This window comes from Rhizobium sp. CNPSo 3670, assembly GCF_057784555.1.
This window is the reverse complement of sequence record NZ_JBXSOL010000020.1, coordinates 86,404-108,102: the sequence shown is the minus strand read 5'-3', so window position 1 is coordinate 108,102 and position 21,699 is coordinate 86,404. Positions and strand designations below refer to the sequence as shown.

27 protein-coding genes, 1 tRNA gene and 2 pseudogenes are annotated in these 21,699 nt (G+C 58.5%); 19 read left to right on the top strand and 11 right to left on the bottom strand.

Annotated elements, in window-relative coordinates; genetic code table 11:
* The 5 genes from AC13QO_RS20830 to AC13QO_RS20810 form a co-directional block, all read left to right on the top strand.
* Positions 1-432: hypothetical protein (locus AC13QO_RS20830; protein ID WP_488541680.1), on the top strand; the 432-nt coding region annotated here is incomplete at its 5' end.
* Between the two features lie 56 nt (positions 433-488).
* The gene (locus AC13QO_RS20825; protein WP_488541679.1) at positions 489-2,471 is read left to right on the top strand and encodes a head maturation protease, ClpP-related; all 1,983 of its coding nucleotides are present in this window, start codon (positions 489-491) and stop codon (positions 2,469-2,471) included.
* An 89-nt stretch (positions 2,472-2,560) separates the two neighbouring features.
* The gene (locus tag AC13QO_RS20820) at positions 2,561-2,779 is read left to right on the top strand and encodes a hypothetical protein (protein ID WP_488541678.1); all 219 of its coding nucleotides are present in this window, start codon (positions 2,561-2,563) and stop codon (positions 2,777-2,779) included.
* A 199-nt stretch (positions 2,780-2,978) separates the two neighbouring features.
* Complete coding sequence (locus AC13QO_RS20815; protein WP_488541677.1) at positions 2,979-3,869, top strand: SMODS domain-containing nucleotidyltransferase; 891 nt, start codon at positions 2,979-2,981, stop codon at positions 3,867-3,869.
* Positions 3,824-4,372: a hypothetical protein gene (locus AC13QO_RS20810; RefSeq protein WP_488541676.1), complete on the top strand. Its 549-nt coding sequence runs from the start codon at positions 3,824-3,826 to the stop codon at positions 4,370-4,372. Before AC13QO_RS20815 ends, AC13QO_RS20810 begins: the two co-directional genes overlap by 46 nt.
* Positions 4,373-4,483: 111 nt before the next feature.
* Here the strand turns inward: AC13QO_RS20810 and AC13QO_RS20805 are convergent, their stop codons facing one another.
* Positions 4,484-4,822 carry a hypothetical protein gene (locus tag AC13QO_RS20805; protein ID WP_488541675.1) on the bottom strand — a complete coding sequence of 113 codons (339 nt, stop codon included), beginning with the start codon at positions 4,820-4,822 and terminating at the stop codon, positions 4,484-4,486.
* 170 nt (positions 4,823-4,992) lie between these two features.
* Here AC13QO_RS20805 and AC13QO_RS20800 point away from each other — a divergent pair, with 170 nt between their 5' ends.
* On the top strand, positions 4,993-5,475 hold the full coding sequence (locus AC13QO_RS20800; RefSeq protein ID WP_488541674.1) for a hypothetical protein: 483 nt from the start codon (positions 4,993-4,995) through the stop codon (positions 5,473-5,475).
* Between the two features lie 125 nt (positions 5,476-5,600).
* On the opposite strand, the gene AC13QO_RS20795 is transcribed toward AC13QO_RS20800, so the two are convergent.
* Positions 5,601-5,948 (bottom strand): hypothetical protein, encoded by a 348-nt coding sequence (locus AC13QO_RS20795; RefSeq protein ID WP_488541673.1) that lies wholly within the window; start codon positions 5,946-5,948, stop codon positions 5,601-5,603.
* Positions 5,949-6,110: 162 nt separating this feature from the next.
* Between AC13QO_RS20795 and AC13QO_RS20790 the strand changes: the two genes are divergently transcribed.
* Positions 6,111-6,428, top strand: coding sequence for a sunset domain-containing protein (locus tag AC13QO_RS20790; protein ID WP_488541672.1), 318 nt, complete (start codon positions 6,111-6,113; stop codon positions 6,426-6,428).
* Between the two features lie 95 nt (positions 6,429-6,523).
* On the opposite strand, the gene AC13QO_RS20785 is transcribed toward AC13QO_RS20790, so the two are convergent.
* Positions 6,524-7,645 (bottom strand): FRG domain-containing protein, encoded by a 1,122-nt coding sequence (locus AC13QO_RS20785; protein ID WP_488541671.1) that lies wholly within the window; start codon positions 7,643-7,645, stop codon positions 6,524-6,526.
* A 289-nt stretch (positions 7,646-7,934) separates the two neighbouring features.
* On the opposite strand from AC13QO_RS20785, the gene AC13QO_RS20780 reads away from it, so the two are divergent.
* From AC13QO_RS20780 to AC13QO_RS20770, 3 genes and pseudogenes are all read left to right on the top strand, one after another.
* Positions 7,935-8,435 carry a MerR family transcriptional regulator gene (locus AC13QO_RS20780; RefSeq protein WP_488541670.1) on the top strand — a complete coding sequence of 167 codons (501 nt, stop codon included), beginning with the start codon at positions 7,935-7,937 and terminating at the stop codon, positions 8,433-8,435.
* A gap of 30 nt (positions 8,436-8,465) precedes the next feature.
* A complete protein-coding gene (locus AC13QO_RS20775) occupies positions 8,466-8,717 on the top strand; it encodes a helix-turn-helix transcriptional regulator (RefSeq protein ID WP_488541669.1) in 252 nt (83 codons plus the stop codon).
* 140 nt (positions 8,718-8,857) lie between these two features.
* Positions 8,858-9,718, top strand: a pseudogene (locus AC13QO_RS20770) (site-specific integrase); the annotation flags it as partial.
* Positions 9,719-9,867: 149 nt separating this feature from the next.
* Here AC13QO_RS20770 and AC13QO_RS20765 read toward each other — a convergent pair.
* Positions 9,868-9,943, bottom strand: a tRNA-Ile gene (locus AC13QO_RS20765).
* Positions 9,944-10,164: 221 nt separating this feature from the next.
* Here AC13QO_RS20765 and AC13QO_RS20760 point away from each other — a divergent pair.
* Complete coding sequence (locus AC13QO_RS20760; RefSeq protein WP_285191507.1) at positions 10,165-10,533, top strand: response regulator; 369 nt, start codon at positions 10,165-10,167, stop codon at positions 10,531-10,533.
* Positions 10,534-10,665: 132 nt separating this feature from the next.
* Here the strand turns inward: AC13QO_RS20760 and AC13QO_RS20755 are convergent, their stop codons facing one another.
* The 3 genes from AC13QO_RS20755 to AC13QO_RS20745 all read right to left on the bottom strand — a co-directional run bounded on the left by AC13QO_RS20755 (position 10,666) and on the right by AC13QO_RS20745 (position 12,457).
* Positions 10,666-10,857, bottom strand: coding sequence for a hypothetical protein (locus AC13QO_RS20755; protein ID WP_020921840.1), 192 nt, complete (start codon positions 10,855-10,857; stop codon positions 10,666-10,668).
* Complete coding sequence (locus AC13QO_RS20750; protein ID WP_085778842.1) at positions 10,854-11,519, bottom strand: acyl-homoserine-lactone synthase; 666 nt, start codon at positions 11,517-11,519, stop codon at positions 10,854-10,856. The genes AC13QO_RS20755 and AC13QO_RS20750 overlap by 4 nt, the downstream gene beginning before the upstream one ends.
* Positions 11,520-11,731: 212 nt before the next feature.
* A complete protein-coding gene (locus AC13QO_RS20745; protein ID WP_085780132.1) occupies positions 11,732-12,457 on the bottom strand; it encodes a LuxR family transcriptional regulator in 726 nt (241 codons plus the stop codon).
* A 123-nt stretch (positions 12,458-12,580) separates the two neighbouring features.
* Between AC13QO_RS20745 and AC13QO_RS20740 the strand changes: the two genes are divergently transcribed.
* Positions 12,581-12,775, top strand: coding sequence for a hypothetical protein (locus AC13QO_RS20740; RefSeq protein ID WP_020921837.1), 195 nt, complete (start codon positions 12,581-12,583; stop codon positions 12,773-12,775).
* Positions 12,776-13,156: 381 nt separating this feature from the next.
* Here AC13QO_RS20740 and AC13QO_RS20735 read toward each other — a convergent pair.
* The 3 genes and pseudogenes from AC13QO_RS20735 to AC13QO_RS20725 all read right to left on the bottom strand — a co-directional run bounded on the left by AC13QO_RS20735 (position 13,157) and on the right by AC13QO_RS20725 (position 14,105).
* Positions 13,157-13,451 (bottom strand): annotated as a pseudogene (locus AC13QO_RS20735) (GIY-YIG nuclease family protein).
* Between the two features lie 182 nt (positions 13,452-13,633).
* Positions 13,634-13,873, bottom strand: coding sequence for a DUF2934 domain-containing protein (locus AC13QO_RS20730; RefSeq protein ID WP_488541668.1), 240 nt, complete (start codon positions 13,871-13,873; stop codon positions 13,634-13,636).
* A gap of 25 nt (positions 13,874-13,898) precedes the next feature.
* Positions 13,899-14,105, bottom strand: coding sequence for a hypothetical protein (locus tag AC13QO_RS20725; RefSeq protein ID WP_085778840.1), 207 nt, complete (start codon positions 14,103-14,105; stop codon positions 13,899-13,901).
* A 349-nt stretch (positions 14,106-14,454) separates the two neighbouring features.
* Here AC13QO_RS20725 and AC13QO_RS20720 point away from each other — a divergent pair, with 349 nt between their 5' ends.
* Together AC13QO_RS20720 and AC13QO_RS20715 are read left to right on the top strand one after the other, a co-directional pair.
* On the top strand, positions 14,455-14,838 hold the full coding sequence (locus AC13QO_RS20720; RefSeq protein WP_038690240.1) for a BRA0787 family protein: 384 nt from the start codon (positions 14,455-14,457) through the stop codon (positions 14,836-14,838).
* 219 nt (positions 14,839-15,057) lie between these two features.
* Complete coding sequence (locus AC13QO_RS20715) at positions 15,058-15,468, top strand: DUF4174 domain-containing protein (RefSeq protein WP_085778839.1); 411 nt, start codon at positions 15,058-15,060, stop codon at positions 15,466-15,468.
* Between the two features lie 28 nt (positions 15,469-15,496).
* On the opposite strand, the gene AC13QO_RS20710 is transcribed toward AC13QO_RS20715, so the two are convergent.
* Positions 15,497-16,207 carry a GntR family transcriptional regulator gene (locus tag AC13QO_RS20710; RefSeq protein ID WP_085778838.1) on the bottom strand — a complete coding sequence of 237 codons (711 nt, stop codon included), beginning with the start codon at positions 16,205-16,207 and terminating at the stop codon, positions 15,497-15,499.
* Positions 16,208-16,475: 268 nt separating this feature from the next.
* Here AC13QO_RS20710 and AC13QO_RS20705 point away from each other — a divergent pair, with 268 nt between their 5' ends.
* The 5 genes from AC13QO_RS20705 to AC13QO_RS20685 all read left to right on the top strand — a co-directional run bounded on the left by AC13QO_RS20705 (position 16,476) and on the right by AC13QO_RS20685 (position 21,699).
* Positions 16,476-17,564: an ABC transporter ATP-binding protein gene (locus AC13QO_RS20705; protein WP_085778837.1), complete on the top strand. Its 1,089-nt coding sequence runs from the start codon at positions 16,476-16,478 to the stop codon at positions 17,562-17,564.
* Between the two features lie 45 nt (positions 17,565-17,609).
* Positions 17,610-18,908 carry an ABC transporter substrate-binding protein gene (locus tag AC13QO_RS20700; RefSeq protein ID WP_085778836.1) on the top strand — a complete coding sequence of 433 codons (1,299 nt, stop codon included), beginning with the start codon at positions 17,610-17,612 and terminating at the stop codon, positions 18,906-18,908.
* Between the two features lie 308 nt (positions 18,909-19,216).
* Positions 19,217-20,131, top strand: coding sequence for an ABC transporter permease (locus AC13QO_RS20695; RefSeq protein ID WP_430958286.1), 915 nt, complete (start codon positions 19,217-19,219; stop codon positions 20,129-20,131).
* Position 20,132: 1 nt separating this feature from the next.
* Positions 20,133-20,954, top strand: coding sequence for an ABC transporter permease (locus AC13QO_RS20690; RefSeq protein WP_430958287.1), 822 nt, complete (start codon positions 20,133-20,135; stop codon positions 20,952-20,954).
* A 1-nt stretch (position 20,955) separates the two neighbouring features.
* Positions 20,956-21,699: an aspartate/glutamate racemase family protein gene (locus AC13QO_RS20685; protein WP_488541667.1), complete on the top strand. Its 744-nt coding sequence runs from the start codon at positions 20,956-20,958 to the stop codon at positions 21,697-21,699.

Genomic DNA, 21,699 nt, shown 5'->3' with positions numbered 1-21,699 from the left:
GTTTCGAGCCCGATGGACGACGTCATCAACCTAGTTGAGCACCTCGACCGAGTGCAGGAGTCTTGGGCGCGCAACATAGCCGCCCGCTTAAACCGGTTCGTTTCGGGCGAAACGGATGACGTCGCCGCAGCGCTCGATCTGAAAGTGACACGCGGAAAGCGCTGGCGCGGGGCATCAGTGTTTGACGCACGCAACGCCGCCATTCGGGAAGCCGCAGAGAAATTCTTTCCGGCACTGAAACCGACGCAGCAGGCCAAAGAGCTGGCGGCAGCGCTTCTACGCTATCAAGCTTCCGCCTGGCGCATCGATCAGCAGAAGCAAAACTGTCCCTACAAAGCCGGCGACCTGCGTGCGGCGCTCTGGCTCATCCTCACCCGCGTCGATCATGCGCTTGCGGCCCGGCGGATCAGAAAAATTCTGGCCACAAGATAGGGCTTTTCGTGGCCACGCTTTCGAACAATCCTCAAGACAACCGAATTGAGGCAGGCATGTCAAAACTGATCGTAGACGGCGAGCTGATGCTTTACGGGCCGGTTGGCTTCACGGATTTCTGGGATGAAAGCGGCTTCACCAGCTCGCAGGTGGTCGAGGCTTTGGCCGAGCTTTCCGGCGACATCGTCGTGCGTCTCAACTCCGGTGGTGGCATCGCCATGGAGGGCTCCGCGATCCACAACGCTCTGAAGCGCCACGACGGCCGGGTGATCGTGAAGATCGACGCGATCGCCGCCTCGGCGGCTTCTTTGATCGCCATGGCCGGCGACGAAATCGAAATGTCTCTCGGCACGCTGTTGATGATCCATGAGCCGTCCGGAATGACCCTCGGCCCGGCCGATGATCACCGGCGCACCGCCGGCGTTCTCGACACGATGACCGGTGTTTTTGCGCAGGTCTATGCCGACCGCACGGGCCTCTCCGAAAAGGAAATCCGGCAGATGATGAAGGATGAAACCTGGATGGCGCCGCAGGAGGCGCTGGCCAATGGCTTCGCCACCTCCGTTTCCGAACAGGCACCGTCCGCGCCGACGGCCGATGCGGCCTTCGACTATCGCAGCTACGCGAAAGCGCCGGATCGCCTGAAGAGGCTGGCAGGAGAGCGGAAGGCAATGGGTCTTCCCATGGTGGCTGTTGCGGCCGCTTCGCACAAACGAAAGGAAGTGACCATGACCGAACCGAACATGGATGCGGCCGACGACCTGGCGGCCGCCAAGATGCAGGACGTCAATTCCCGCATCTACCAACTTTGCACCACCGCGAAGATGACGCTTGCGGAGGCAAACAAGATCGTTATTGACGCGAAGGGCGACTTTGCCAAAGCGCAGAAGATGATTATCAATCATCTTGCCGATCAAGATCCGATGGGCGGGCGCGTGTCGCCATGTCATTTTGACGACAGCTACGGCTCGATGATGGTTGCCCGCGACATCGAGGATGCGCTTTATGCCCGGATCGCCGGCAAGCCTGCCCAGGGCCGCGCTTCCGAATGGCAGGGCCGCAGCCTTCTTGACATGGGGGCGGCTCTGCTGGAGGCGCGCGGCGAGCGGATCATTTCGCGAAATCGCGATCGGCTTGCAACGCAGATCATGAGCAGCGGGTCGACACACAGCACGTCGGACTTTCCCTTTGTCACCGGCAACGCCGCAAACCGCTTCCTGCTCGATGCCTATCGCGCCGCCGAGACCCCGCTGAAGCAATTGGCACGTGTCCGCAACGCCGCCAATTTCAAAGCCATGACCATCGGCCGAATGTCGGAAATGCCGAGGCTCGAAGAGGTGCTTGAAGGCGCCGAAATCACCTACGGCTCGCGCTCGGAGGCGAAAGAAACCTATCGCGTCAAGACATATGCGAAAATGTTCGGCATCTCGCGGGAAGCGCTCATCAATGATGATCTAGACGCCTTCTCCGACACGCTCCGGGCGTTCGGCCAAGCCGCCGCTCAAACGGAGGCGGATTTGATTGCCGACCTTCTGCTCGACAACAACGGCCTCGGGCCGCTGCTCGATGACGGCGTCACGCTCTTCGCAAATGCACGCGGAAACAAAGCGGTTACGCCATCCGCGCTGACGATCAGCAGCGTCAGCGCTGGCCGCAAGGCGCTGCGCGATCAAAAGGGGCTCGACAACGAGACGCCGCTTTCGCTGAAGCCGCAGTTCCTCATCGTCGGCTCTGATAACGAAACGACGGGCGAGCAAATTATCGCCGCGATCACGCCCTCGGCCACCGAAGAGGTGAACCCCTTCTCCGGGAAACTCACGCTGCTGGTCGAGCCCCGCCTTGAGGATGCGGCCTGGCGGCTCTTCGCATCGCCCGATCAGGCGCCTCTCCTTGAGATTGCCTACCTGAACGGTGTCCAGCAGCCCAAATTGGAAACGCGCGAAGGCTGGAACACGCTCGGAACCGAATTCCGGGCGATCTTGGATTTTGGCTGCGGCATAACCGGCTGGCGGGGCGCCTATCTCAACGAGGGCGAATAGAAGGTTTTGGGCTTTCCGGCCGTGCAGGCCGGAAAGGGCCGGCGGATTGAAGCGACCGCTCTGTGCGGTCTCAATCGAAAGAAGCGGACATGTCGGAACATTACTCGCATTTGACCGACGACGAGATTATGGCCGAAGGCGCAAAGATCGCCGAGGAGCGGGCGCACGGCAAAATCATGTCGATTGACGAACTTTGCGACCGCTTAGGGATCACGCTGGAAACGGCTCTCGCCCTGGCAGCCGAAGAGGCGAGCCGGATCTACGGCCGCCCAATGAGGATCGAAGTCGTTCTTGATCGTGTTCAGTGATCTGAATCTCGCACGTTCGGCAGAACTGCCTCCCTGTCCCTAGCATTTTGGTTGAATGCAAGAGGTTCTATCCGCGAGCTTTCACGGCGAGCAGTCAGAGCGCGCTTAGTCTAGAGTAATATTGCTGGGGATAGCGCGCACTGCCACAAGTGCAACCACTGCATGTCACGATATATTGCCCAATCAAAGGGTGATTCGTATGTGGGCAGGGGTGCGACAGCGGTTCCGCCGCTTTCATGAAGATCTCAATTTATCCAAGGACCAGATTGATGACGGCTTGGTTAAACAACTTGGCGTCCGGGAGTCGCTTCACCGGGCGTACTTTGGAGATTCCACCGATGAGCCGCTTGGTTTCATCGTAGGGTCCTGGGGGAAGGGAACCGCCGTCGCTCCGCCAAGCGACGTTGATATCTTCTTCGAACTGCCGGTTGACGTTTACCATCGCATCGAAACCTACCAGGGCAACAAGCAATCCGCATTGCTTCAAGAGGTGCGCGGGCATCTGTTGACCACCTACTCGCAGACCAACATGCGTGGTGATGGCCAGGTTGTCATCGTTGGTTTCAATACGATCACCGTGGAGGTGGTGCCAGCCTTCCGTTACGACGCCCACGGCCGGTTCTATATACCTGATACCAATGATGGCGGTCGGTGGAAGTTGGTCGATCCGCAAGCCGAAATGGCTTACATCGATGCGGCGGATCGGAACTCAAGCGGCAATGTCCGCCCGATCGCGCAGATGCTCAAAACGTGGAAGCGCCATTGCAATGTGCCACTGAAATCCTATCAGATCGAACTGTTGGTGGCTGAATTCATGCAGAACTATCTCTACCGGCACCACGACTACTTTTACTACGACTGGTTTATACGAGATTTCCTCGCCTGGCTGTGCAACAAGGCATGGGCGAACTTGACCATTCCGGGCACCTTGGCATTGATCAATCTCGGCGATGCTTGGCTATCTAGGGCGCAAACCGCGCACGAGCGAGCCATCCGGGCTTGTGATGATGAACACAACGATTACACGATCTCGGCGGGCGAAGAATGGCAGAAGATATTCGGGCATCACATCCCGATCCAAGTTCTATAGAACAGCGGCGCAGGGCCACAATTGCGGAATGCAAGCGGCAGGAGGAATCCTGTCTTTACACCTCTACCACGCTTTACATTTGGCTTCGCCGCGTGCGCCGGCAGAAGCAGTTCTTCGTTGCCGCGCCGATTGTCATCGGTGGGATTGCGGCGCTATCAATCCTGCAAGATCAGGGTTGGGATTGGATCATTGCCATACTGACATTCGTAGCCAGCTTATTTCCGGCCTTGGCCGATGCGTTACAGTTTGAAACGAGCGTGGATGAAATTTCCCGGTTGGCGGCAGAGTTCAAAGCCCTACAGGATCGCTTCCGCCGGACGGCAAATATCACAGCCTTGGGCGACGTACAGGCAGCAGAAGATGCTCTGGCCGAATTGATGGATCGGATGGACATAGCGAGAAGCAGTAGCGTCACCCCGCCGGAGTGGGCTTTCAAGGAAGCACAGCAGAAGATTGAGGAAGGCGATTATAATTTCGCCGTCGACCAACCGCTAGGGAAGTAAGGTGGAGCCGATAGGTATGATGAGGCAAAAGAGGTGTCTCAGCCCATTACCCTTGGCCAGCGGGTCTCTGAAAGATGCAATAATTTTGACCACGATCGAGCTGACCGATGATCAATACGGATTTACTGCGCCCGGACAGTGCCGGTTGATTATTGTCTGCATCTCCTCTCTGGCCAGTCGCTTCTGTTCGGGTGTTGGCGGCTTTGCCGGCCGTCCTCCGATCTGCGACGGGTACTTAGTTGTCGCACTACGCAGAATGTAAGTGATGTCTGGTTCCTTTTTCGCCTTTTCCTCTTTGGCGATAAGATCCAATAAATCCTTCGCCCCGCGCATTCGCCAGATGCCGACTATTTCTCCGAAGCGCTCGTAGGTCATTGGCCGACCGTTCTTGGCCACTTCAAACAAAGCGTCCCTAATCTCGTTTTTTCTATCGATGAATTTGACCACCACGAAAGCTCCTCCATCCTGCGTTGAGTTTTACAGAGCGCAAGCGCTTGTCAAATTATCCAAACGAATTAGCCACAAAAGCTTACTCAAGCTCGCTTGATTGTCGCTTATGCGTCGCTTATTGTTAGCACGCATCACACAAGCGCGTGTGTGCATCGCTTAGAGAGGGTGAGATGATGATTCCCATATCAGTGCACGTCAATAATTTGGAAGAAGCCGCTGTCGCGATTAAAGCTGTCGAGGCCATGAGGGATGGCATTCCTTATAAGGAAAAGGAGAGTGAGCAGAGCACTGCGGACGCCGGCCTTGCCGAGAAGCTCGTGGAGGCGCTGTCCTATCCCGACAAGGATGGTATCAAGAGTTCCATAATTGAGACGCTGTTCGCTGCGCCGGCATTTGAATGGGTAGCGTATCCAACAATGGTGGAAGCTGCTGCAGAACAGGTACAAATGACCAAGGAGGTCAGTGCCCGCCGGACCCCTGCAGCACTCCGCGACCTGTCGTGGCAGGTAAAGCAAAAGGTTGATCCCGTGGATTTGTCCGGGAAGCAAAAGCCTATCGAAGTTTTAGCCGAGCGAATCCGATCTGGCGGTGAATTCAGCTATCGCTTGACGCCAGCTGGTCGTCGCGCGGCTGAAATCTGGTTACACGCCTAAGTGCGTGCCAAGGGAGTTCGGCGCGGCGTCTTCCGCCGTCGCGCCGCTGACTGGTTTCCAAGCGATCCATACACGCGCTCGCTCGATCCACCGTTGTTGCCAATTGTTGCGAGGCGATTCCACCGCTATTGGAGATCGGACAACCTGTCGGTGATCGTGAACTTGAGCCCAGTACGGGGATCGAAAGTGACGTCGTCAACCGCGAAAATTGCGACATAGCTCTGTCGCGTGAATCCCGACACCATCCCTTGCGAGTCGCGATGAACGGTGTCGTTTGTAAGAATCACTTTTTTCCCATGTTGAATTGATTGAACGTATTCCTGAATATTGGCGAGGCTTGGCCCATTCTCTATTGGCTTAAAGGGATCGTGGTAATGAGGCCATTTCAACCAGTGCTTATGCACGCATGGCAGTTCTTTCCCATCCACTGTGGCGAACCAGGAACCTCGTTGACCAACGGCTTTCTTGCTCATGGAAAAACCTCTTAGTTGTCGAAGTTGGGTAGCGCCCTATCGATCCGGTCGTCAAATTAGACAAAGGTTCCCTGGTAAGGTCGCTTTTTACCCCTTTTTGATAAATATCCGCCGTGCGCCAACTCCGTTACCATCTTCGCGCCGAACTGGCGGGGATGGGGCATGCGTCACAGTTATCGCAATCCGCAGAAGAAATCGGTGCTTCTCAAGTTTCCGGGGTTGGTGATCGGCGCGCTCGCGTTTGGTGCAGCCGGCGGCATGACCGTTAGCGACTTGCTAGCGTCATGGAACGATTCTGGCGGCTCCGGACAATCGTGTAAAATCAAGGGCAATATCAGCATCGAAACGGGCGAGCGCATCTTTCACGTGCCGGGACAGCGATACTACGCACAGACAAAGATCAACCCTCAGTATGGAGAACGGTGGTTTTGCTCTGAATTTGAAGCTTGGGTGGCTGGCTGGCGGAAATCGAAATCGTGATGCTTTGGCGTGGGACATGACCAACGGCGTCACATCCGGCGGCGTCGAAGTTGAGTCACTTCTGCCGGTCGATTGCGAGCCATCGCGGATACCTGTCAGGAATGGAAGTTTTTGAGTTTCATCTCTTCACAGGCACCGTCGACGCCTGGAAAAAGGGAACCGGCTGCCACGCCCATCAGCCGGAGTTCCGACAATACCGATCCACGTTCCAAGTATGGCAGGTCAAACACTCGCAGATATGTCTTATTGGCAACTTTCCCACATTGATCGAGATAGTCCTCGACGTCGTCAACGGTCGTGATTGAGCAAACTGCTTGCTGCGGCAGTGCACGAGGGTTTTCTAATGCCACAGGATACAAAAGCGAAAAATGCGGTTTAACGTTCACGATTGAATAAACTTGACGGAAATCGGTTAGCCATGCCGCACGATCGAACATGAATATCCTAATTTTTCTACCGGGTTCCGGTGCTGTTTGCATTTTTTCGCGAAACGCGAAGTAAGCAGCCACATACGGCGAGTTTGTCCAATCCAATAGAGGCGTTGGATAACCGTGATGCTGAAGCAGATTCCAAAAGGCGGCGTTCTGAATATTGTTTTGAAGGTCGAAATAGTGGCGAGTCTTAGAAGTCACAATGCCGTGCAGTTGGGGAATATCGAACGCCTGGAAACGATGTAGATCACGCCGGTTAGTGCGATGAAACGAGGTTCTCAGGCGATTTACAACAGGCTGGCCGCGAAAGATAAATCTATCGCGCTCCATCCCACCGACCATCTGCTTGAATTTCTCCCAAGATCTAACCTTCTTGTCCGGGATAAGCTTACTTCTTTTTTCGGCCGACCCTCTGGTCATCATGGACGTTATTAGGCCGAGCGTCTGTGTGTCGTGATGCGTTGTCGCTGTAGCGCGGAGGCCCTTCCGCAACACTTTCAGATCGATCTCGGCGTGCGTCGGGAAAACCACATTTGGGAATGCTTCAGCCAGCTCAGATCGCGGGATCTCCGCAGCATCGCGATATCGTTGTATTTCTATCCGGGCGGTGAGGCGATGATGATCTCCTTTATCCGCGGTGCGAAACGTGGCTACGAAAACGCCATGGTCGTTATTGTCCTCGAAAACGCACGCTCGCCCGGCATAGTGATCATCGTACTCATCAATCTCGATAGTGAGTTCGCCGTGAGAGTATCCACTGAACCTTCCTTGCCACTGCCCCTTCATTCCCCGAACCCTACGCCCGAACGTCGATTGAGGAGTTATATCTGTTGAAGCTGTCGCGAACGACACTCGAAATAGCTTCATCAACCGGAAAATAGGTGTCCCCGTGGTGAATTGGCCGACGAGATGGTGCTGAATTGGGTGTCATTATCGCGCCACCTAAAAGGCATTTCCCGTGAGTCAGCGGTTTGTCAGTCAGTTTCCCGCTACTCATATACGGAACTTTGCCTTGACTTATACATCGTGTATAATATGGTTCCCTAAACATGGCGTATAACATGAAGGCAGTTTTATGCGTGGTTTTAGAGTCGGTGAGGTGGCCAAGCTTCTAGGAATTGAGCCTGGGGCAATTCGCATTTGGCGAAACCGTGGCATCTGTCGTTTCGGGCTTGACGGTCCGAGTATCGCCGCGTGCTATACCCCACAAGATGTGCTCGTCATGGCTTGGGCGCTTGCACTTAAGACGGTAGGCTTTGATCTGAGGGAAGCTTTCGATGTCGCTGAGTCTCACAGATGGTGCGCAGACCGTATACTCGCAGGGCAGGTCACTGAGCCGCACTATCTAATTGTCGAAAGCGGTCCATTGGACCCCCAGCGTTACGCTGAGTATCGGTTCGGCCCGGCTGCGGCCGTACTTAGAGAATGGTCGCCTGACGCGCCGGTCAGTGTAGTCATCAACGCCACAAAGATAGCGGATGATTTATTCGGCCCAGATGGCTCTCTAAGCCGCCTGGATGTTGAACTAAGCCGCCTGGGTTTTGATGCGGTTCGCAGACGGGAACTCGGGCAATGAGCAAGCTTCTTTCCCTTCGGAGGCGCTGACGTGGCGGGCGCCGATCGTAGACGAATTCCTTGCTTCGCTCTTCGGCGACAGGAGGCGGCTGCCTCAATAGGCATCTCGGCATCGTTGTTCGACGATTGGGTGGCTCAAGGTTTGATGCCGAAAGGCACAAAGATCAAAGGCGTGGTGCTGTGGGATACGGAACAACTACGCGCAGCATGGCAAGACTTGGTCGAGAGCGGTGCCGCCAACTCCCAAGACGATAACAATCCGTTTGATGGAGTGATCGCGTGATCAAGACCCGGCTCCGGTATTGCGTTTATGATCCCGATCCCCGTGGGAACCCTCGCTATTACGTGCGCAAGAAAGGCCAGAAAAAGGTCCGGATCTTTGAAAAGTTTGACGACGGCAGGGGTAACATCACCGAGGTGTTTATGAAGGCCTATTGGGCGGCGCTCGCAGCGCTGGATGGTGCCGCCCCCCCGAAAAAAGAGGTGCCGCGCGAGGATACCTTCGACTGGCTTGTCGATCAGTATTATCGGTCCAATGAGTTCAAGCGCTTAGAATTGATGACACAGAGCGATAAGCGCAGCGTGCTGTCTCGCTTCTGCGCAACGGCCGGGCCGCTGCCGTATAAGAAATTTCGGCAACAGGATGTCGCCAACAGCCAACTCAAGCGGAAGGCAACGCCAGGGGCGGCCGATAAGCTGGTGAAGGTTCTCAGGGCTCTCTTCAATTGGGCGATGAAGCAGCAGCCGCCGCTGATTGCCGCCAACCCGGCGGTAGGAATAAAGAAACTGAATGCTGCATCCGAAGGCTTTCACACGTGGACGTTGGATGAGATCGACAAGTATCGCGCACACCATCCTATAGGCACGACCGCGCGCCTTGCTTTGGAAATCATGATCAACGTCGGCGCCCGGATATCGGACGCAGCATATATTGGACGGCAGCACGAAAGCGGCGGCCAGCTTCGATTCACCGCCCGAAAAAATCGGAATCGGAAGCCCACGGTCATCGAAGTGCCGATGACGACAGATTTAATCGATGCTTTGAGGCAAACCAAAACTGGTGACTTCACCTACCTGGTGACGGAGTACGGCCGCCCTTTCACCGTCAACGGATTAGGAAACCGCATGCGCGAATGGTGTGACGCTGCAGGTCTGCCGCAGTGCTCCTCCCACGGGCTGCGGAAAGCGGCCGCTGTCATTTTCGCGGAGAGCGGCGCCAGCGCTCCAGAGATGTGCGCTGTTTTCGGTTGGTCGAAGCTGGAAACCGCGGAGACCTACATCCGTAAGGCTCAAAAACGAAGGATGGCGAGCAATGCTTTTGCCCGTCTAGCTGATTACCGAAAACCCGAAAGTGTCTCATTTTCACGCCCGGAAAAGGAGCGTGAGACAAATCGCGGAGAAAAACATGGAAAATCAACGTCGAAGAATAAGAATGGTGGGCCCGGAGGGACTCGAACCCCCAACCAAGCGGTTATGAGCCGCCGGCTCTAACCATTGAGCTACAGGCCCTCCGCGTCGGATGTCCGACGCCGTGATGCCGGAGGCCGGCACCTGGATGCCGGGGCAATGGTTCCCACGACATTGGTTCGCTCTAGCCCAAATTGCAGGGAGCCACAAGCGGGCAGGGCAACATCTGTGGATGATGCATATTTCATGGGCAGAGGCACTGGAACCTTCGCACAGCGGAAACACTTATTCGAATCATATTCCGCTCAAAAGGGCGATTGCAGATGGTGGCTTCGAGCAGTGCCGTGGTGCTCATCGTGGAGGATGAGCCGCTGATCCGGTTCAATATCCTCGATGTGCTGGAGGATGTCGGCCATGTGGCGTTGGAGGCGGCGAGTGCGGATGAGGCGCTGGTGGTGCTGAAGGGTCGGCAGGATGTCGATATCCTTTTCACCGACGTCAACATGGCCGGATCGATGGATGGCATCCAGCTTGCCAAGCGGGTGAGGGCGATGCGGCCGAATATCGGCATCATCATCACCTCGGGCATGGTGCGGCTCGATCCGATGGCCCTGCCTGCCAATACCGCCTTCCTGCCCAAGCCCTATCTGCACGATACGCTGATTTCAACGATCGATTCCCTGATGGCTTGACGTCCTTGAGGCGTTGACGACCCGAGGTGACCGGGGGGCGCGCAGCCGCAAAACGGGGACAGGTTTTGCGGCTGCGCGCGAGGCGCTGCGAGGCGTGCCCCTCTTCAGGCGCGGCGGAGGGGACCCGCGCCCTCAGCCGAAGCTGCTCTTCAGCGCCTCATTCTCATGCTGAGCCTTCTTTTCGTAGATTGTGAACAGCGCCATCGAAAGCAGATAGGAGAGGAAGGGATCCCCTATCTGCGTGGCGATGTCGCGGGATGCGAGGACATGGCGCTCCAGCGCGGAGATGTCTTTCGGTGTTGCGGTTTCAACGAGGCGTTTCATGCTGCCATCTCCAGGAATTGCGTCACGACCGAGCGGGCCGGAACATGTCTGACATAAAGGGGTAGGGTCAGGCCGAGGGCGGCGCGCATCTTGCGCAGCACGCGGTCAGATACTTCGAAGGCGCCGCAGCAGACGGGATACTTGCCGTAGCCGTCTGCCCGGCCGAGTTCTTCCACTTCGGCGCCTGCGCGTTTGTAGACACGCTTGAGATAGGGTTCGTAGTTGGAAATCATCGTGTGGATGCCGTGGTCGAGCGCGCATTCGCAGAGCGCCAGCAGCATCATCGAGAAGGCGCGGCCGGCATCGATGTTGGGGAAATCCCTGGCGATCGCCTCTTCGTCGATGCACATGCGCGTGCCTTCCCAGATACCCGGAGCGACGAGATCGGCGGCGGCCGGAAAGGTCTCACGGAAGACGTCGTAGAGAAGCGTCGGACCGGTCGTCGGCATCAGGCGCATGCCGCCATAAAGGCGCGTGCGGCTGTCGTTGCACCAGACGAGGTAGGCCGGAGAAAGCGAATCGTAGCTGTCGCGTTCGTAGGGCCCGATGACGGGAACGTCCCAGCCGAGCTGGTCGGCGAAGACCTTCTTGCGCAGGCGGAACATCTGCTCGAGTACGGCGGCGTATTTCTGATACTCGTGTGCCTGAATGATAACGAACATTTTGCCCTCCAGCGTTTGCAGTTCGTGGAGAGCAGAATGGTTCAGGCGTGCCGGATCGGAAATTCCCTCAGATGGGCCCCCTCAGATGGGGGGATTAGCCCAAAAGTATGAGGCTTGGGTCACGACCGGCGAAAACGAGGCGCGGCCGGAAGATCGCGATCCTCCGGCATTTGAAGTGACACGTCGTAACTTCGGAAAATCGATTTCGATTCTCAGGGATTGATGATGCGCAGCTGCACCGCCCGCGAGGCGGCGGCCGAAATCGTGGCGCAGCCGAGCTTGAAGCGGGCGGTTTTCAGGTAATCGCGCGTCGTGTGCTCGGATATGCCCAATATCACCGAGATATCCTTGTAATCCTTGCCGAGCGCGGTCCAGTGCAGGCACTCGATCTCGCGCGGCGACAATGTCGGCACCGGATCATGCTCGCCATGCAGTTCATAGACGGCCTTGCGGTGGATCAGATGGGCGATCTCGATCCATTCGTTGCGGCAGCGGCGCACAAGCTCGGCCCATTCCTCGACCGGGATGCGGGCGTTCAGCGACAAGAGCGCGCGGCGTTGCGCCTTGTCGGCGACGGGAATGGAATAGCCGTTGCCGCCGATGCCGTGTTTCTGGGCGTCGACCAGCATGGCATAGGCTTCCGGGGTCGGCTCGACCTCGCTCCAGTCGAAGGGCAGTTGGCGCTCGAAGCCCTGCTTTACGATCGGATCGACTTTCACATAGCTGTTCAAGAGGTAGCGGGAGACCCAGGCATCCGGATAGGTGGTGCGCACGAAGGGGGAATCGATCTTGCTCGCGATCGTCTGGGCGAGATGGTAGGTCACGAAATCGAGACCATATTCTGCCTGGAGAATACGGATGGCGGCATCCACATTGGTTGCAGCCCTGATCTGTTCGAAAGCGGGTTCGAACTTGTCGCTGTAGGTATTCTCGGTCATTTCCATTGTCCCAGTTCTCTCAATCTTACCGCGAGGACCGTCATAAATACAAGGCATCCCCACATATGCGGGGAATGACAATCCGGCCGCCGCCTGCTAGCGCCTTTCATGAGGAGACCTCATATGGACAGCAAGAGACCGTTCGAGATTGCCGAATGCCGACAGGCCGCCAAAGGCCTGAAATCCAGCTGGCAGGACATGGCAGGTTCCGAAGCGTTGATCCGCGCCCTTGTTGCCGAACGCAACGGCGACACCCCTTTGGCGCTGTTCTGGACCGAGGTCCACCGGGCGCTTTGCCAGGAAAACAACGCTTTCTGACATGGCCCGCCCCGGCGGGCGGTGTAAGGCTTTCCCCGACATGAGAGGCCCGGCCGGGCAGCAATCAGCGCCGCGGCCGGATGGAATCACGCTTCGCGCATGCGCACTTTTCTATCCCTGTTCCGTTTCCGATTTTGCGAGAAGAGTGTCGAGCGGCAATGTCGCGGGTGGGTGAAAGAAAAACCCGTACTCCATGGATTTGTGCCAATATGCTTGACGAAGTGTTTCAAGCGGAAACAGCGGCGTTCGGGAAGAGGGTTGGGCTGTGCCATTATCGACGCTCCCCGTCTTTAGGCGCCGTTCCGTCTTCCGTCGAACCAGGCCTCACCCTCTCTGAGGTGCCCCGCAGGGGCCTCGAAGGACGAGCTCGGCCACCGGGGCTTACCTGGCCTTAACCGACCCCCGTTTGGACAAATCTGGCAGCGCCCCGTAGTCCAAGGCGATCAACGCCTCCTTTTTGCGGCGCGACCAGCCTTTGATCTGCCGCTCGCGGGTGATGGCATATGATGCGGTCGTAGGTTTCGGTAAAGACAAGTTCGACCGGAAGGCGTTTGGCAGTGTAGCCGTCATAGGTCGCGGCATTGTGCTCCCACACACGTGCCTCGATCTCTTGCTTGGTCAGCCCGGTATAATAGGAGCCGTCGCTGTAGCGGAGGATATAGACGGTGACTTCCATGGCGGCAGGCTAGCACGGGGAGCGAGCGGGGCAATCGCGCGGCAGGGTGCTCCCGCCGCCAGGGAGGCAGGCTGCGCCCTCCCTCCGTTCTCCGGTGAGGCAAGCCGCACCTTCTCTCCGCCCTCATCCTAAGGCGCCCCGCAGGGGCCTCGAAGGACGAGGCCGGCCACCGGCGTCCTGGATTAACCGGCCTTGGCGGGCGGAGTGAGCCAGCCGGCGCGCGGCAGTTCCGGCCGTTGCGGCTTCGGGCGGAACTTCACCAGCACTTCACGTCCGTCGACGGAGGCCTGCGTGCGTTCCAGCGCGTCCCGCTCGGCGACTGCCTGGCGCCAATGTTCGCTGTCCCGGCCGTCAGGGCGGCCCTGTTCTTCCCAGATCGCATAGGCCCGTTTGCTGATCCACTCATGGCGTCTGTCGCTCATCTATCGATTCCGTTCGTGAAAGGCGTTATTCGGCAATTCTGTCCGGCAGAACAGGCGCGCGGCGCTTGGCTGCCATCAGCAAATCGAGTTCGATCGAGGAAGGCCCGAAACGGGTAAACAGACTCTCGGCCTGGTCGCTGCGCAGGCCATATTTGGAGGCGAATTCATCAAGGCTGTAAGGACGGCCGCGCAGGACTTTGGCCCGCCGCTCCGGTTCACGGATCTGCGTCATTGGTGGTAACCCCATCTGCTTTTACGAAGTGCGCGAACAAAACAGATTACAGCCGCAAAAGTTCCGTGATTTTTCAGGGTTTTTCCCGCCTCCCGCACAATCACACGCGGCAGGCATGGATTTTCACTAATCCGACTCATTGAGAAATTTTCGCCTAAAACATGCAGGAATTTCATGCGTTTAGGAAAACGGGTGCCGCCTCGGCCGAGAAATGGGCTTTATTCACGAAAGATTACTCTATAGAATCAATCGTGTTATTCGGTCCGCAGGGGCAAAAAACGCTGTGTTCCCCGCGTTCATGCTGACCGAGCCAGGAGGATTTGGCTTAATCCATCAAGAGGAGACAGACATGATGAATGCCCTGCCGCCACTTCATAACGGCCACGCGCCGTTTACCCTCCAGCAGCTATTTCGCGAAGCACTTTACGCCTTCGAGGAATGGGACAGCGAATTGACCGAACCGATCGTGACCCATGAAGGAAGGGTCATCCCGATCAGCTTCGTTTTCGAAGCCATGCGCGAATGCACCGACATCGTGCCGATGAATATCGTCGGTGCCGTCACCGAGCGGCTGACCAAGCCCTGGGAGGGCGAAGGTCCGCTTGACCAGATGACCTTCTCGACGGCCGCACGCGTCATGCGCGTGCTGGTGCGCAAACGCCTGCTTGCCAACGGCACAGCGGACCTTGTCGCCGTCTCGGCGCATGCGGCCGAGGACCAGAGCCGCGACTGACGGGAAAGGGATCGCGGCTAACGGATGTTGAGCTGCGATCCTTTTCCGCTTCGTCGGAACCTCCCCCATTTCCAGCCGTTTACTGAATGATCCCAGTTCGTACCGGATTTGGGAATTATTCAGTTATTCAGCGCTTTACAGCGTTCTCGCGCGTCTTGAATGCGCCGGCGCTGGAATGGCGCAGTCACAGCCCGTAGATGACGGGCGAGGAATAGCACCATGCTGAGATCCATCGTTCATGAAATCATCGGCACGCCGCGACGTGAGCCGGAACTTCCGCAATCGCTCGAGCAGTTTCGAGACAGCAAACGGGTGCTGATCATCTTCGCCGATGCGCAGGACGACCGCGCGGCAACCCAGGACGAATGGTTGCGGAACGCGCAGATGCGCCTCATCGAGGAAGACGTCGAAGTGTTCATCATCGCCGGCGGCGGCGCTTTCTCGCTGTTCGACGATGGCTGGGAACTTGATGCGGACGATATTCGCGAGCGGCTGCAAGGGCCATCTTACAGTGAGTTCGGGCTGATCCTGATCGGGCGTGACGGCGCGGTGAAGCTACGTTCAAGCGAGCCGCGGACGGCGGAAGAGATTTTCGCCGCGCTGGACAAGCTGCCGAAGAAGGCGTCGTGATAGCTGCTGGCGACGTGCGCCCAACCGCTCAGAGTTCGAAGGCTTCCTTGAGGCCGAGGCTCTTGCGTTCGCGCAGGTCGAGATCGGACTCGATATGGGCGATATGATGCAGCATCAGCTGGCAGGCGCGGTCGAGTTCCTTGCCTTCGATCGCCGAGATGATATCGCCATGTTCGGAATGGCCGCAGCTGGAAGCGGTCGACTGGCCGTAGAGCGCGATGACGAGGGATGAGCGGGCGACGAGCTCCTCCATGAAGCGCTGCATGATGGCGTTGCCCGAAATTTCCGCCAGCATCAGGTGGAAATCGCCGGATGCCTTGATCTCGGCGCGCCGGGCCGTCTGGCCGCGCTCGCTCATCAGGCGGCCTTCTTCCTGCAAAAGCTCTCGCAGATTCCCGATGTCATCAGGGGTGATCCGCGCCGCCGCCTCCCGCAATATGCCGGGCTCGACGAGGCGCCGGGCAGAAAAGATCTGGCGGGCCTCATCAGGGGAGGGATAGGCGACGAAGGCGCCGCGGTTCTTCTCGACGCTGACGAGGCCCTCATAGGAAAGCGCCTGCAGCGCCGCGCGGGCAAGTGTGCGGCTGACGTTGAAGAGATTGCCGACGTCGCTTTCGGAAAGCTTGGTGCCGGGGGAAAGCCTGCGCTCGACGATTGCCTCGCGAATGGCATCGCGGATCTGATGCGCGCCGGTTTCGGCGACTTCTTCGGCCTGCATGGCCTTGGCGGCGGATTTCATGAAAACTATTCCCTGATGGCGGGCAAACCATACCCGGCTTCGCGGCAAAAGTTAAACGGAATTTGTCATCGAAATGGCGGCTAAATTGTATACGATTTTTTGAGTAAATTGCAGACGATAGCCTAAATCCTGTGCAGGCGATGCGGTGCTTATAAAATGGGCCTGCACGGCTTTGAGTGTTAAAATCCTTTCCCGCTAAGGGCTTAGTTGGCGTTGGAAGCGATTGGCACGGCAGATGCATCATCTTTCCCGAACAGGGGAAGGCATGATGTCGAAAGCGGCAGAGATCGATATAGTATCCGTTTCGAAGGTCTACGGAGCGACGACGGCCGTGCACGGGATCAGCCTGAAGATTCCGGCCGGTTCCTATTGCTGCTTCCTCGGCCCGTCGGGCTGCGGCAAGACCTCGACGCTGCGCATGATCGCCGGCCATGAGAGCATTTCTTCCGGCGACATCAGGCTCGGCAAAACGGTCGTCACCGATCTTCCGCCTGCAAGGCGCGGCACGGCTATGATGTTCCAGTCCTATGCGCTCTTCCCGCATCTCGACCTGGTCGACAATGTCGCCTTCAGCCTGAAGATGAAGGGCGTCGACAAGGCGGAGCGGCGGGCCAAGGCGCTTGAGATGCTGAAGCTGATGCAGATGGAGCCCTATGCCAACAGGCGTCCGGCTCAGCTTTCGGGCGGCCAGCAGCAGCGTGTGGCGCTGGCCCGCGCCTTGATTACCGATCCGGAGGCGCTGCTGCTCGACGAGCCACTGTCGGCGCTCGATCCCTTCCTGAAGATCCGTATGCGCGCAGAGCTCAAGAAGCTGCAGAAGTCGCTCGGCATCACCTTCGTCCATGTCACCCACAGCCAGGAAGAGGCGATGGCGCTCGCTGACGTCATCGTCATCATGAATGACGGCCGGATCGAGCAGGCGGCGGCACCCCGCGAGGTTTTCGAGAAGCCGGCAACCGCCTTCGTCGCGCGGTTCATGGGTGATCACAACGTCTTGTCCGGCCGCGTGACGTCGAGCGCGGACGGCATGCTCGTCATGACCGTGCCGGAGGGGCAGAGCTTTTCCGTGCGGGGCGAGGGCAGGGAAGTCGGCGAACCTGTCGATATCGGCATCCGCACCGATCGCGTGCGTCTGCAGGTGGCGACAGAGTGGACGCTCGGCTTCAACGGGATAGTCTCCAACGTCGAATATCGCGGCTCCTCGGTGAAGATCACCGTTTTCGGCGCCGGCAGCGACGACTTCACCGTCATTGCTGACGATAGCGACTATTTCGCCCGTCCGGTCGCCGTAGGCGACGCGGTCTCGCTCAGCTGGGAGCGTGAGGATGCGGTGCTTCTCGGCCGCGCCTCTGCATGAACAATCAAAAACATCAACTTCCACATCAAGAAAAGGGGAACTGACATGACGACTGAAACGACATCGACTAAGGCGGAAAAGGGTCTTTCCCGCCGCACGCTCTTGAAGACGGGTGCTGCCGCCGTCGGCGCCATCGCCGGCTCCGGAGCCATCACCGGCTTTCCCACGATCTGGGCGAAGACGAACATCACGCTTCGCCAGTTCGGCACTGGCGTTTCGAACATCAACGCCATCGCCGAGAAGTGCAAAGCCGATCTCGGCATCACGCTGGAGATGACCGCGACCGATTCCGACGCTGCCGCCCAGCGTGCCGTCACCCAGCCCGACAGCTACGACATCGCCGACATCGAATACTGGATCGCCAAGAAGGTATTTCCAACGGGCGTGCTCCAGCCGATGGACGTCAAGAAGCTCAAATATTACGACAAGATCGTGCCGCTCTTCATCAACGGCAAGATGAAGCCGGACAGCGTCATCGCCCAGGGCACCGCACCGCACACCGTCGGTTTCGTTGAGGCGCAGGGCGCCAAGAAGTTCGCCAAGGAGCCGACGCAGTGGATGACGATGGTTCCCACCATCTACAATGCCGATACGCTCGGCATTCGTCCCGATCTCGTCGGCCGCGACATTACGAGCTGGGCCGACATCATGGATCCGAAGTTCAAGGGCAAGACCTCGATCCTCAACATCCCGTCGATCGGCATCATGGATGCGGCAATGATCATGGAGGCCTTGGGCAACATCAAATATGCCGACAAGGGCAACATGACCAAGGAAGAGATCGACAAGACGATCGACTTCCTCATCAAGGCCAAGAGCGACGGCCAGTTCCGTGCCTTCTGGAAGAGCTTCGACGAGTCGGTCAACCTGATGGCTTCGGGCGAGGTCGTCATCCAGTCGATGTGGTCGCCGGCCGTCGCCGCCGTCCGCTCCAAGGGCATCGCCTGCAAATACCAGCCGCTCAAGGAAGGTTATCGCGCCTGGGGCGGCGGCCTCGGCCTTGCCTCGCATCTGAAGGGCGCACAGCTCGATGCGGCGTACGAATACATCAACTGGTATACGTCGGGCTGGGTCGGCGGTTATCTCAACCGCCAGGGCTACTACTCCGCCTGCATGGAGACGGCCAAGAACTTCATGACGGCAGACGAATGGGGTTACTGGATCGAGGGCAAGCCGGCGCAGGGCGATATCCTCTCTCCCGAAGGCAAGGTCATGGAAAAGGCCGGTGCGGTGCGCGACGGCGGTTCCTTCGAAGCCCGCATGGGTGCAGTCGCCTGCTGGAACTCGGTCATGGACGAGGACCGCTACATGGTCCGCCGCTGGAACGAGTTCATCGCAGCTTGATCCCTCCTGGAGGGCGGGGAGCTGCTGTCTTTCGCCGACGCTCAAGACGTCAGTTCGCTCCGCCCCCTCAACAGCCCTTCGGGCATCGTCTCCCCGCTGGGGAGAAGCGGGAGTTTTGCGGGCGGGCCGCATGACGACAGGTGGAGTTGTGGTAGCGGAGACGCTGCCACGATTCTCTTCTCCCCAGCGGGGGTCCGAAGAACGGGTCGAGACCGGTGGCTCGACCCAGGCACAGGTGCCGGCAGGCGCATGAGGGGGGCCGCACCCACCTTTGTTCCGCTTGATGTAATCAGAACGGAGAACCGGATATGGCGACCATTGCAGTGGAAACGGAGGAAGGCAGCCGCGGCGCAGGCGGCAGACGTTCTTTCCGCCTCTCCCCCTCAGCCATCTCCTATCTCCAGGCGACGCCGCTGATCGCCATCCTCGGCTTCTTCTTCCTGCTGCCGATCGCCATGATCGCTGTCGTCAGCTTCTGGGATTATGACTTCGCCGGCCTCTATCCTGATTTCCTCACCATGAACTACACTGACACGCTCGGCTCATGGGTGACGTGGAAGACCTATCTCAACACGCTGAAATTCACCGCCATCGTCTGGGCGCTGACGCTCGTCATCGGGTTCTGGGTCGCCTATTTCCTGGCATTCCACATCCGCAAGACTTCGATGCAGATGATCCTCTTCCTCGTCTGCACCGTGCCGTTCATGACCTCGAACATCATTCGCATGATCTCCTGGATCCCGGTGCTCGGACGCAATGGCCTGGTCAATTCGGCGCTGATCAAGATGGGCATCATTCCTCAGCCGATCGAATGGCTGCTCTATTCCGATTTCGCCGTCGTGCTTGCCATGGTGCATCTCTATACCTTGTTCATGGTGACGCCGATCTTCAACACGCTGATGCGCATCGACCGGTCGCTGTTCGAGGCGGCGCGCGATGCCGGCGCATCGGGCTGGCAGGTGCTGTGGAACGTCGTCATTCCGCTTGCCAAACCCGGCATGGCGATCGGCACGATCTTCGTCGTCACGCTCGTGATGGCGGATTTTTCGACGGTACAGGTGATGTCCGGCGGCCAGAGCGCCTCGGTAGCGCTGATGATGAAGAACCAGATGTCGCTGCTGCAATATCCGGCCGCCGCCGCCAATGCGGTGGTGCTGCTTGCGGTCGTGCTGCTGATGGTCGCCGCCATCCTGCGGGTCGTTGATATCCGCAAGGAGCTTTGAGATGAATCACGAAAAACGCGGCCTCGAATTCTATCTGCTGGCGATCTTCTTCGTCGTCTTCGTGCTGTTCCTCTACGGTCCGCTCTCGGCGATCCTGATCCTCTCCTTCCAGGGACCGGATGGTGGCCTGACCTTCCCGATGAACGGCGTTTCCACGCACTGGTTCTTCAACCTGTTCGAAAAGCAGGCGGTCGGCGATTTCGGTGCCTCGTTCCGTCGCTCCTTCACCCTCGGGCTGATGGTGATGGTGGTGACCGTCGTCGTGTCGCTGCTGGCCGGCCTTGCCTTCCGCCGCCGTTTCCGCGGTTCGACTGTGCTGTTCTACGCCACGGTCGCCAGCCTGGTCGTGCCGTCGATCATCATTTCGCTCGGCATCGGCGTGGTTTTTCAGGAGGGCGGTCTCAAGCCCGCATGGTATTCCTCGGCCTTCGGCGCACATCTGACCTGGACGCTGCCCTTCGGCGTATTGATCATGTTTGCCGTCTTCAACCGTTTCTCGCCCGCTTACGAGGAGGCGGCCCGCGATCTCGGCGCCACCTCCTGGCAAACCTTCCGCCACGTCGTGCTGCCGATGATCGCACCGAGCCTGATCGGCGTCGGGCTGTTCGGCTTCACGCTGTCTTATGACGAATTCGCGCGCACATTGATGACATCGGGCAGCTACAATACGCTGCCGCTCGAAATCTACGGCATGACCACCAACGTCACGACGCCGGTGCTCTACGCTCTCGGCACGGTGACGACGCTGTTTTCTTTCACCATCATTCTCATCGCGCTCGGCATCATGACCATGCTGGGGCGGCGGCAGGCAAAGATAGACTGATATGCGCATCCTCATCGTCAATCCGAATACCACGGCCTCCATGACCGAGAAGGCTGCGGCCGCCGCGCGTGCGGTGGCGGCGTCCGGCACGGAGATCGTCGCCGCGACATCCAGCATGGGGCCGGTCTCCATCGAGGGGCATTATGACGGGGCGCTCGCGATTCCTGGCCTGCTCTTGGAACTTAAGGAGCGGCAGGCGGCGGGTTACGACGCGGCGGTGATTGCCTGCTTCGACGATACCGGGCTCGAAGCGGCGCGAAGTTTTGCCGATGTACCGGTTCTCGGTCTGTGCGAATCCGCCGTGGTCACGGCGGGCTTCCTGGCGCAGCGTTTCACCGTGGTGACGACGCTGGAGCGGTCGCGGGTGCTGATCGACAATCTGGTACGCCGCTACGGCATGGGCGACCGGGCGAAGGTGCGCGCCTCTGATATTCCGGTGCTGGAGTTGGAAAACGCGGCCTCGGGCGCGATCGGCAAGCTGAGGGCCGAGATTGAGCGGGCGCTTGTCGAAGACGGGGCCGAAGCGATCGTGCTCGGCTGCGCCGGCATGACCGATCTGGCCAGGGAATTGCAGGCGATTTACGGCGTGCCCGTCGTCGACGGTGTCGCGGCCGCCGTCAAGCAAGCCGAGGCGCTGGTGTCGCTCGGGCTTTCCACCAGCAAGCGCGGCTCCTACGCCTTGCCGCTGCCGAAACCCTTTATGGGCGCGATGAGCGGTTTCTCGCCGGCCCCGAAAATCGGCTGA

Excerpts from the sequence above, each read along its gene's own strand:
- AC13QO_RS20740 (WP_020921837.1), top strand. The coding sequence starts at position 12,581 with ATGGACAGCAAGAGACCGTTCGAGATTGCCGAATGCCGACAGGCCGCC.
- AC13QO_RS20750 (WP_085778842.1), bottom strand. The coding sequence starts at position 11,519 with ATGTTCGTTATCATTCAGGCACACGAGTATCAGAAATACGCCGCCGTA.
- AC13QO_RS20720 (WP_038690240.1), top strand. The coding sequence starts at position 14,455 with ATGATGAATGCCCTGCCGCCACTTCATAACGGCCACGCGCCGTTTACC.
- AC13QO_RS20760 (WP_285191507.1), top strand. The coding sequence starts at position 10,165 with ATGGTGGCTTCGAGCAGTGCCGTGGTGCTCATCGTGGAGGATGAGCCG.
- AC13QO_RS20725 (WP_085778840.1), bottom strand. The coding sequence starts at position 14,105 with ATGACGCAGATCCGTGAACCGGAGCGGCGGGCCAAAGTCCTGCGCGGC.
- AC13QO_RS20745 (WP_085780132.1), bottom strand. The coding sequence starts at position 12,457 with ATGACCGAGAATACCTACAGCGACAAGTTCGAACCCGCTTTCGAACAG.
- AC13QO_RS20695 (WP_430958286.1), top strand. The coding sequence starts at position 19,217 with ATGGCGACCATTGCAGTGGAAACGGAGGAAGGCAGCCGCGGCGCAGGC.
- AC13QO_RS20815 (WP_488541677.1), top strand. The coding sequence starts at position 2,979 with ATGTGGGCAGGGGTGCGACAGCGGTTCCGCCGCTTTCATGAAGATCTC.
- AC13QO_RS20730 (WP_488541668.1), bottom strand. The coding sequence starts at position 13,873 with ATGAGCGACAGACGCCATGAGTGGATCAGCAAACGGGCCTATGCGATC.
- AC13QO_RS20685 (WP_488541667.1), top strand. The coding sequence starts at position 20,956 with ATGCGCATCCTCATCGTCAATCCGAATACCACGGCCTCCATGACCGAG.
- AC13QO_RS20715 (WP_085778839.1), top strand. The coding sequence starts at position 15,058 with ATGCTGAGATCCATCGTTCATGAAATCATCGGCACGCCGCGACGTGAG.
- AC13QO_RS20790 (WP_488541672.1), top strand. The coding sequence starts at position 6,111 with ATGCGTCACAGTTATCGCAATCCGCAGAAGAAATCGGTGCTTCTCAAG.
- AC13QO_RS20810 (WP_488541676.1), top strand. The coding sequence starts at position 3,824 with ATGGCAGAAGATATTCGGGCATCACATCCCGATCCAAGTTCTATAGAA.
- AC13QO_RS20755 (WP_020921840.1), bottom strand. The coding sequence starts at position 10,857 with ATGAAACGCCTCGTTGAAACCGCAACACCGAAAGACATCTCCGCGCTG.
- AC13QO_RS20705 (WP_085778837.1), top strand. The coding sequence starts at position 16,476 with ATGTCGAAAGCGGCAGAGATCGATATAGTATCCGTTTCGAAGGTCTAC.
- AC13QO_RS20800 (WP_488541674.1), top strand. The coding sequence starts at position 4,993 with ATGATGATTCCCATATCAGTGCACGTCAATAATTTGGAAGAAGCCGCT.
- AC13QO_RS20825 (WP_488541679.1), top strand. The coding sequence starts at position 489 with ATGTCAAAACTGATCGTAGACGGCGAGCTGATGCTTTACGGGCCGGTT.
- AC13QO_RS20820 (WP_488541678.1), top strand. The coding sequence starts at position 2,561 with ATGTCGGAACATTACTCGCATTTGACCGACGACGAGATTATGGCCGAA.
- AC13QO_RS20780 (WP_488541670.1), top strand. The coding sequence starts at position 7,935 with ATGCGTGGTTTTAGAGTCGGTGAGGTGGCCAAGCTTCTAGGAATTGAG.
- AC13QO_RS20710 (WP_085778838.1), bottom strand. The coding sequence starts at position 16,207 with ATGAAATCCGCCGCCAAGGCCATGCAGGCCGAAGAAGTCGCCGAAACC.
- AC13QO_RS20700 (WP_085778836.1), top strand. The coding sequence starts at position 17,610 with ATGACGACTGAAACGACATCGACTAAGGCGGAAAAGGGTCTTTCCCGC.
- AC13QO_RS20690 (WP_430958287.1), top strand. The coding sequence starts at position 20,133 with ATGAATCACGAAAAACGCGGCCTCGAATTCTATCTGCTGGCGATCTTC.
- AC13QO_RS20795 (WP_488541673.1), bottom strand. The coding sequence starts at position 5,948 with ATGAGCAAGAAAGCCGTTGGTCAACGAGGTTCCTGGTTCGCCACAGTG.
- AC13QO_RS20785 (WP_488541671.1), bottom strand. The coding sequence starts at position 7,645 with ATGAAGGGGCAGTGGCAAGGAAGGTTCAGTGGATACTCTCACGGCGAA.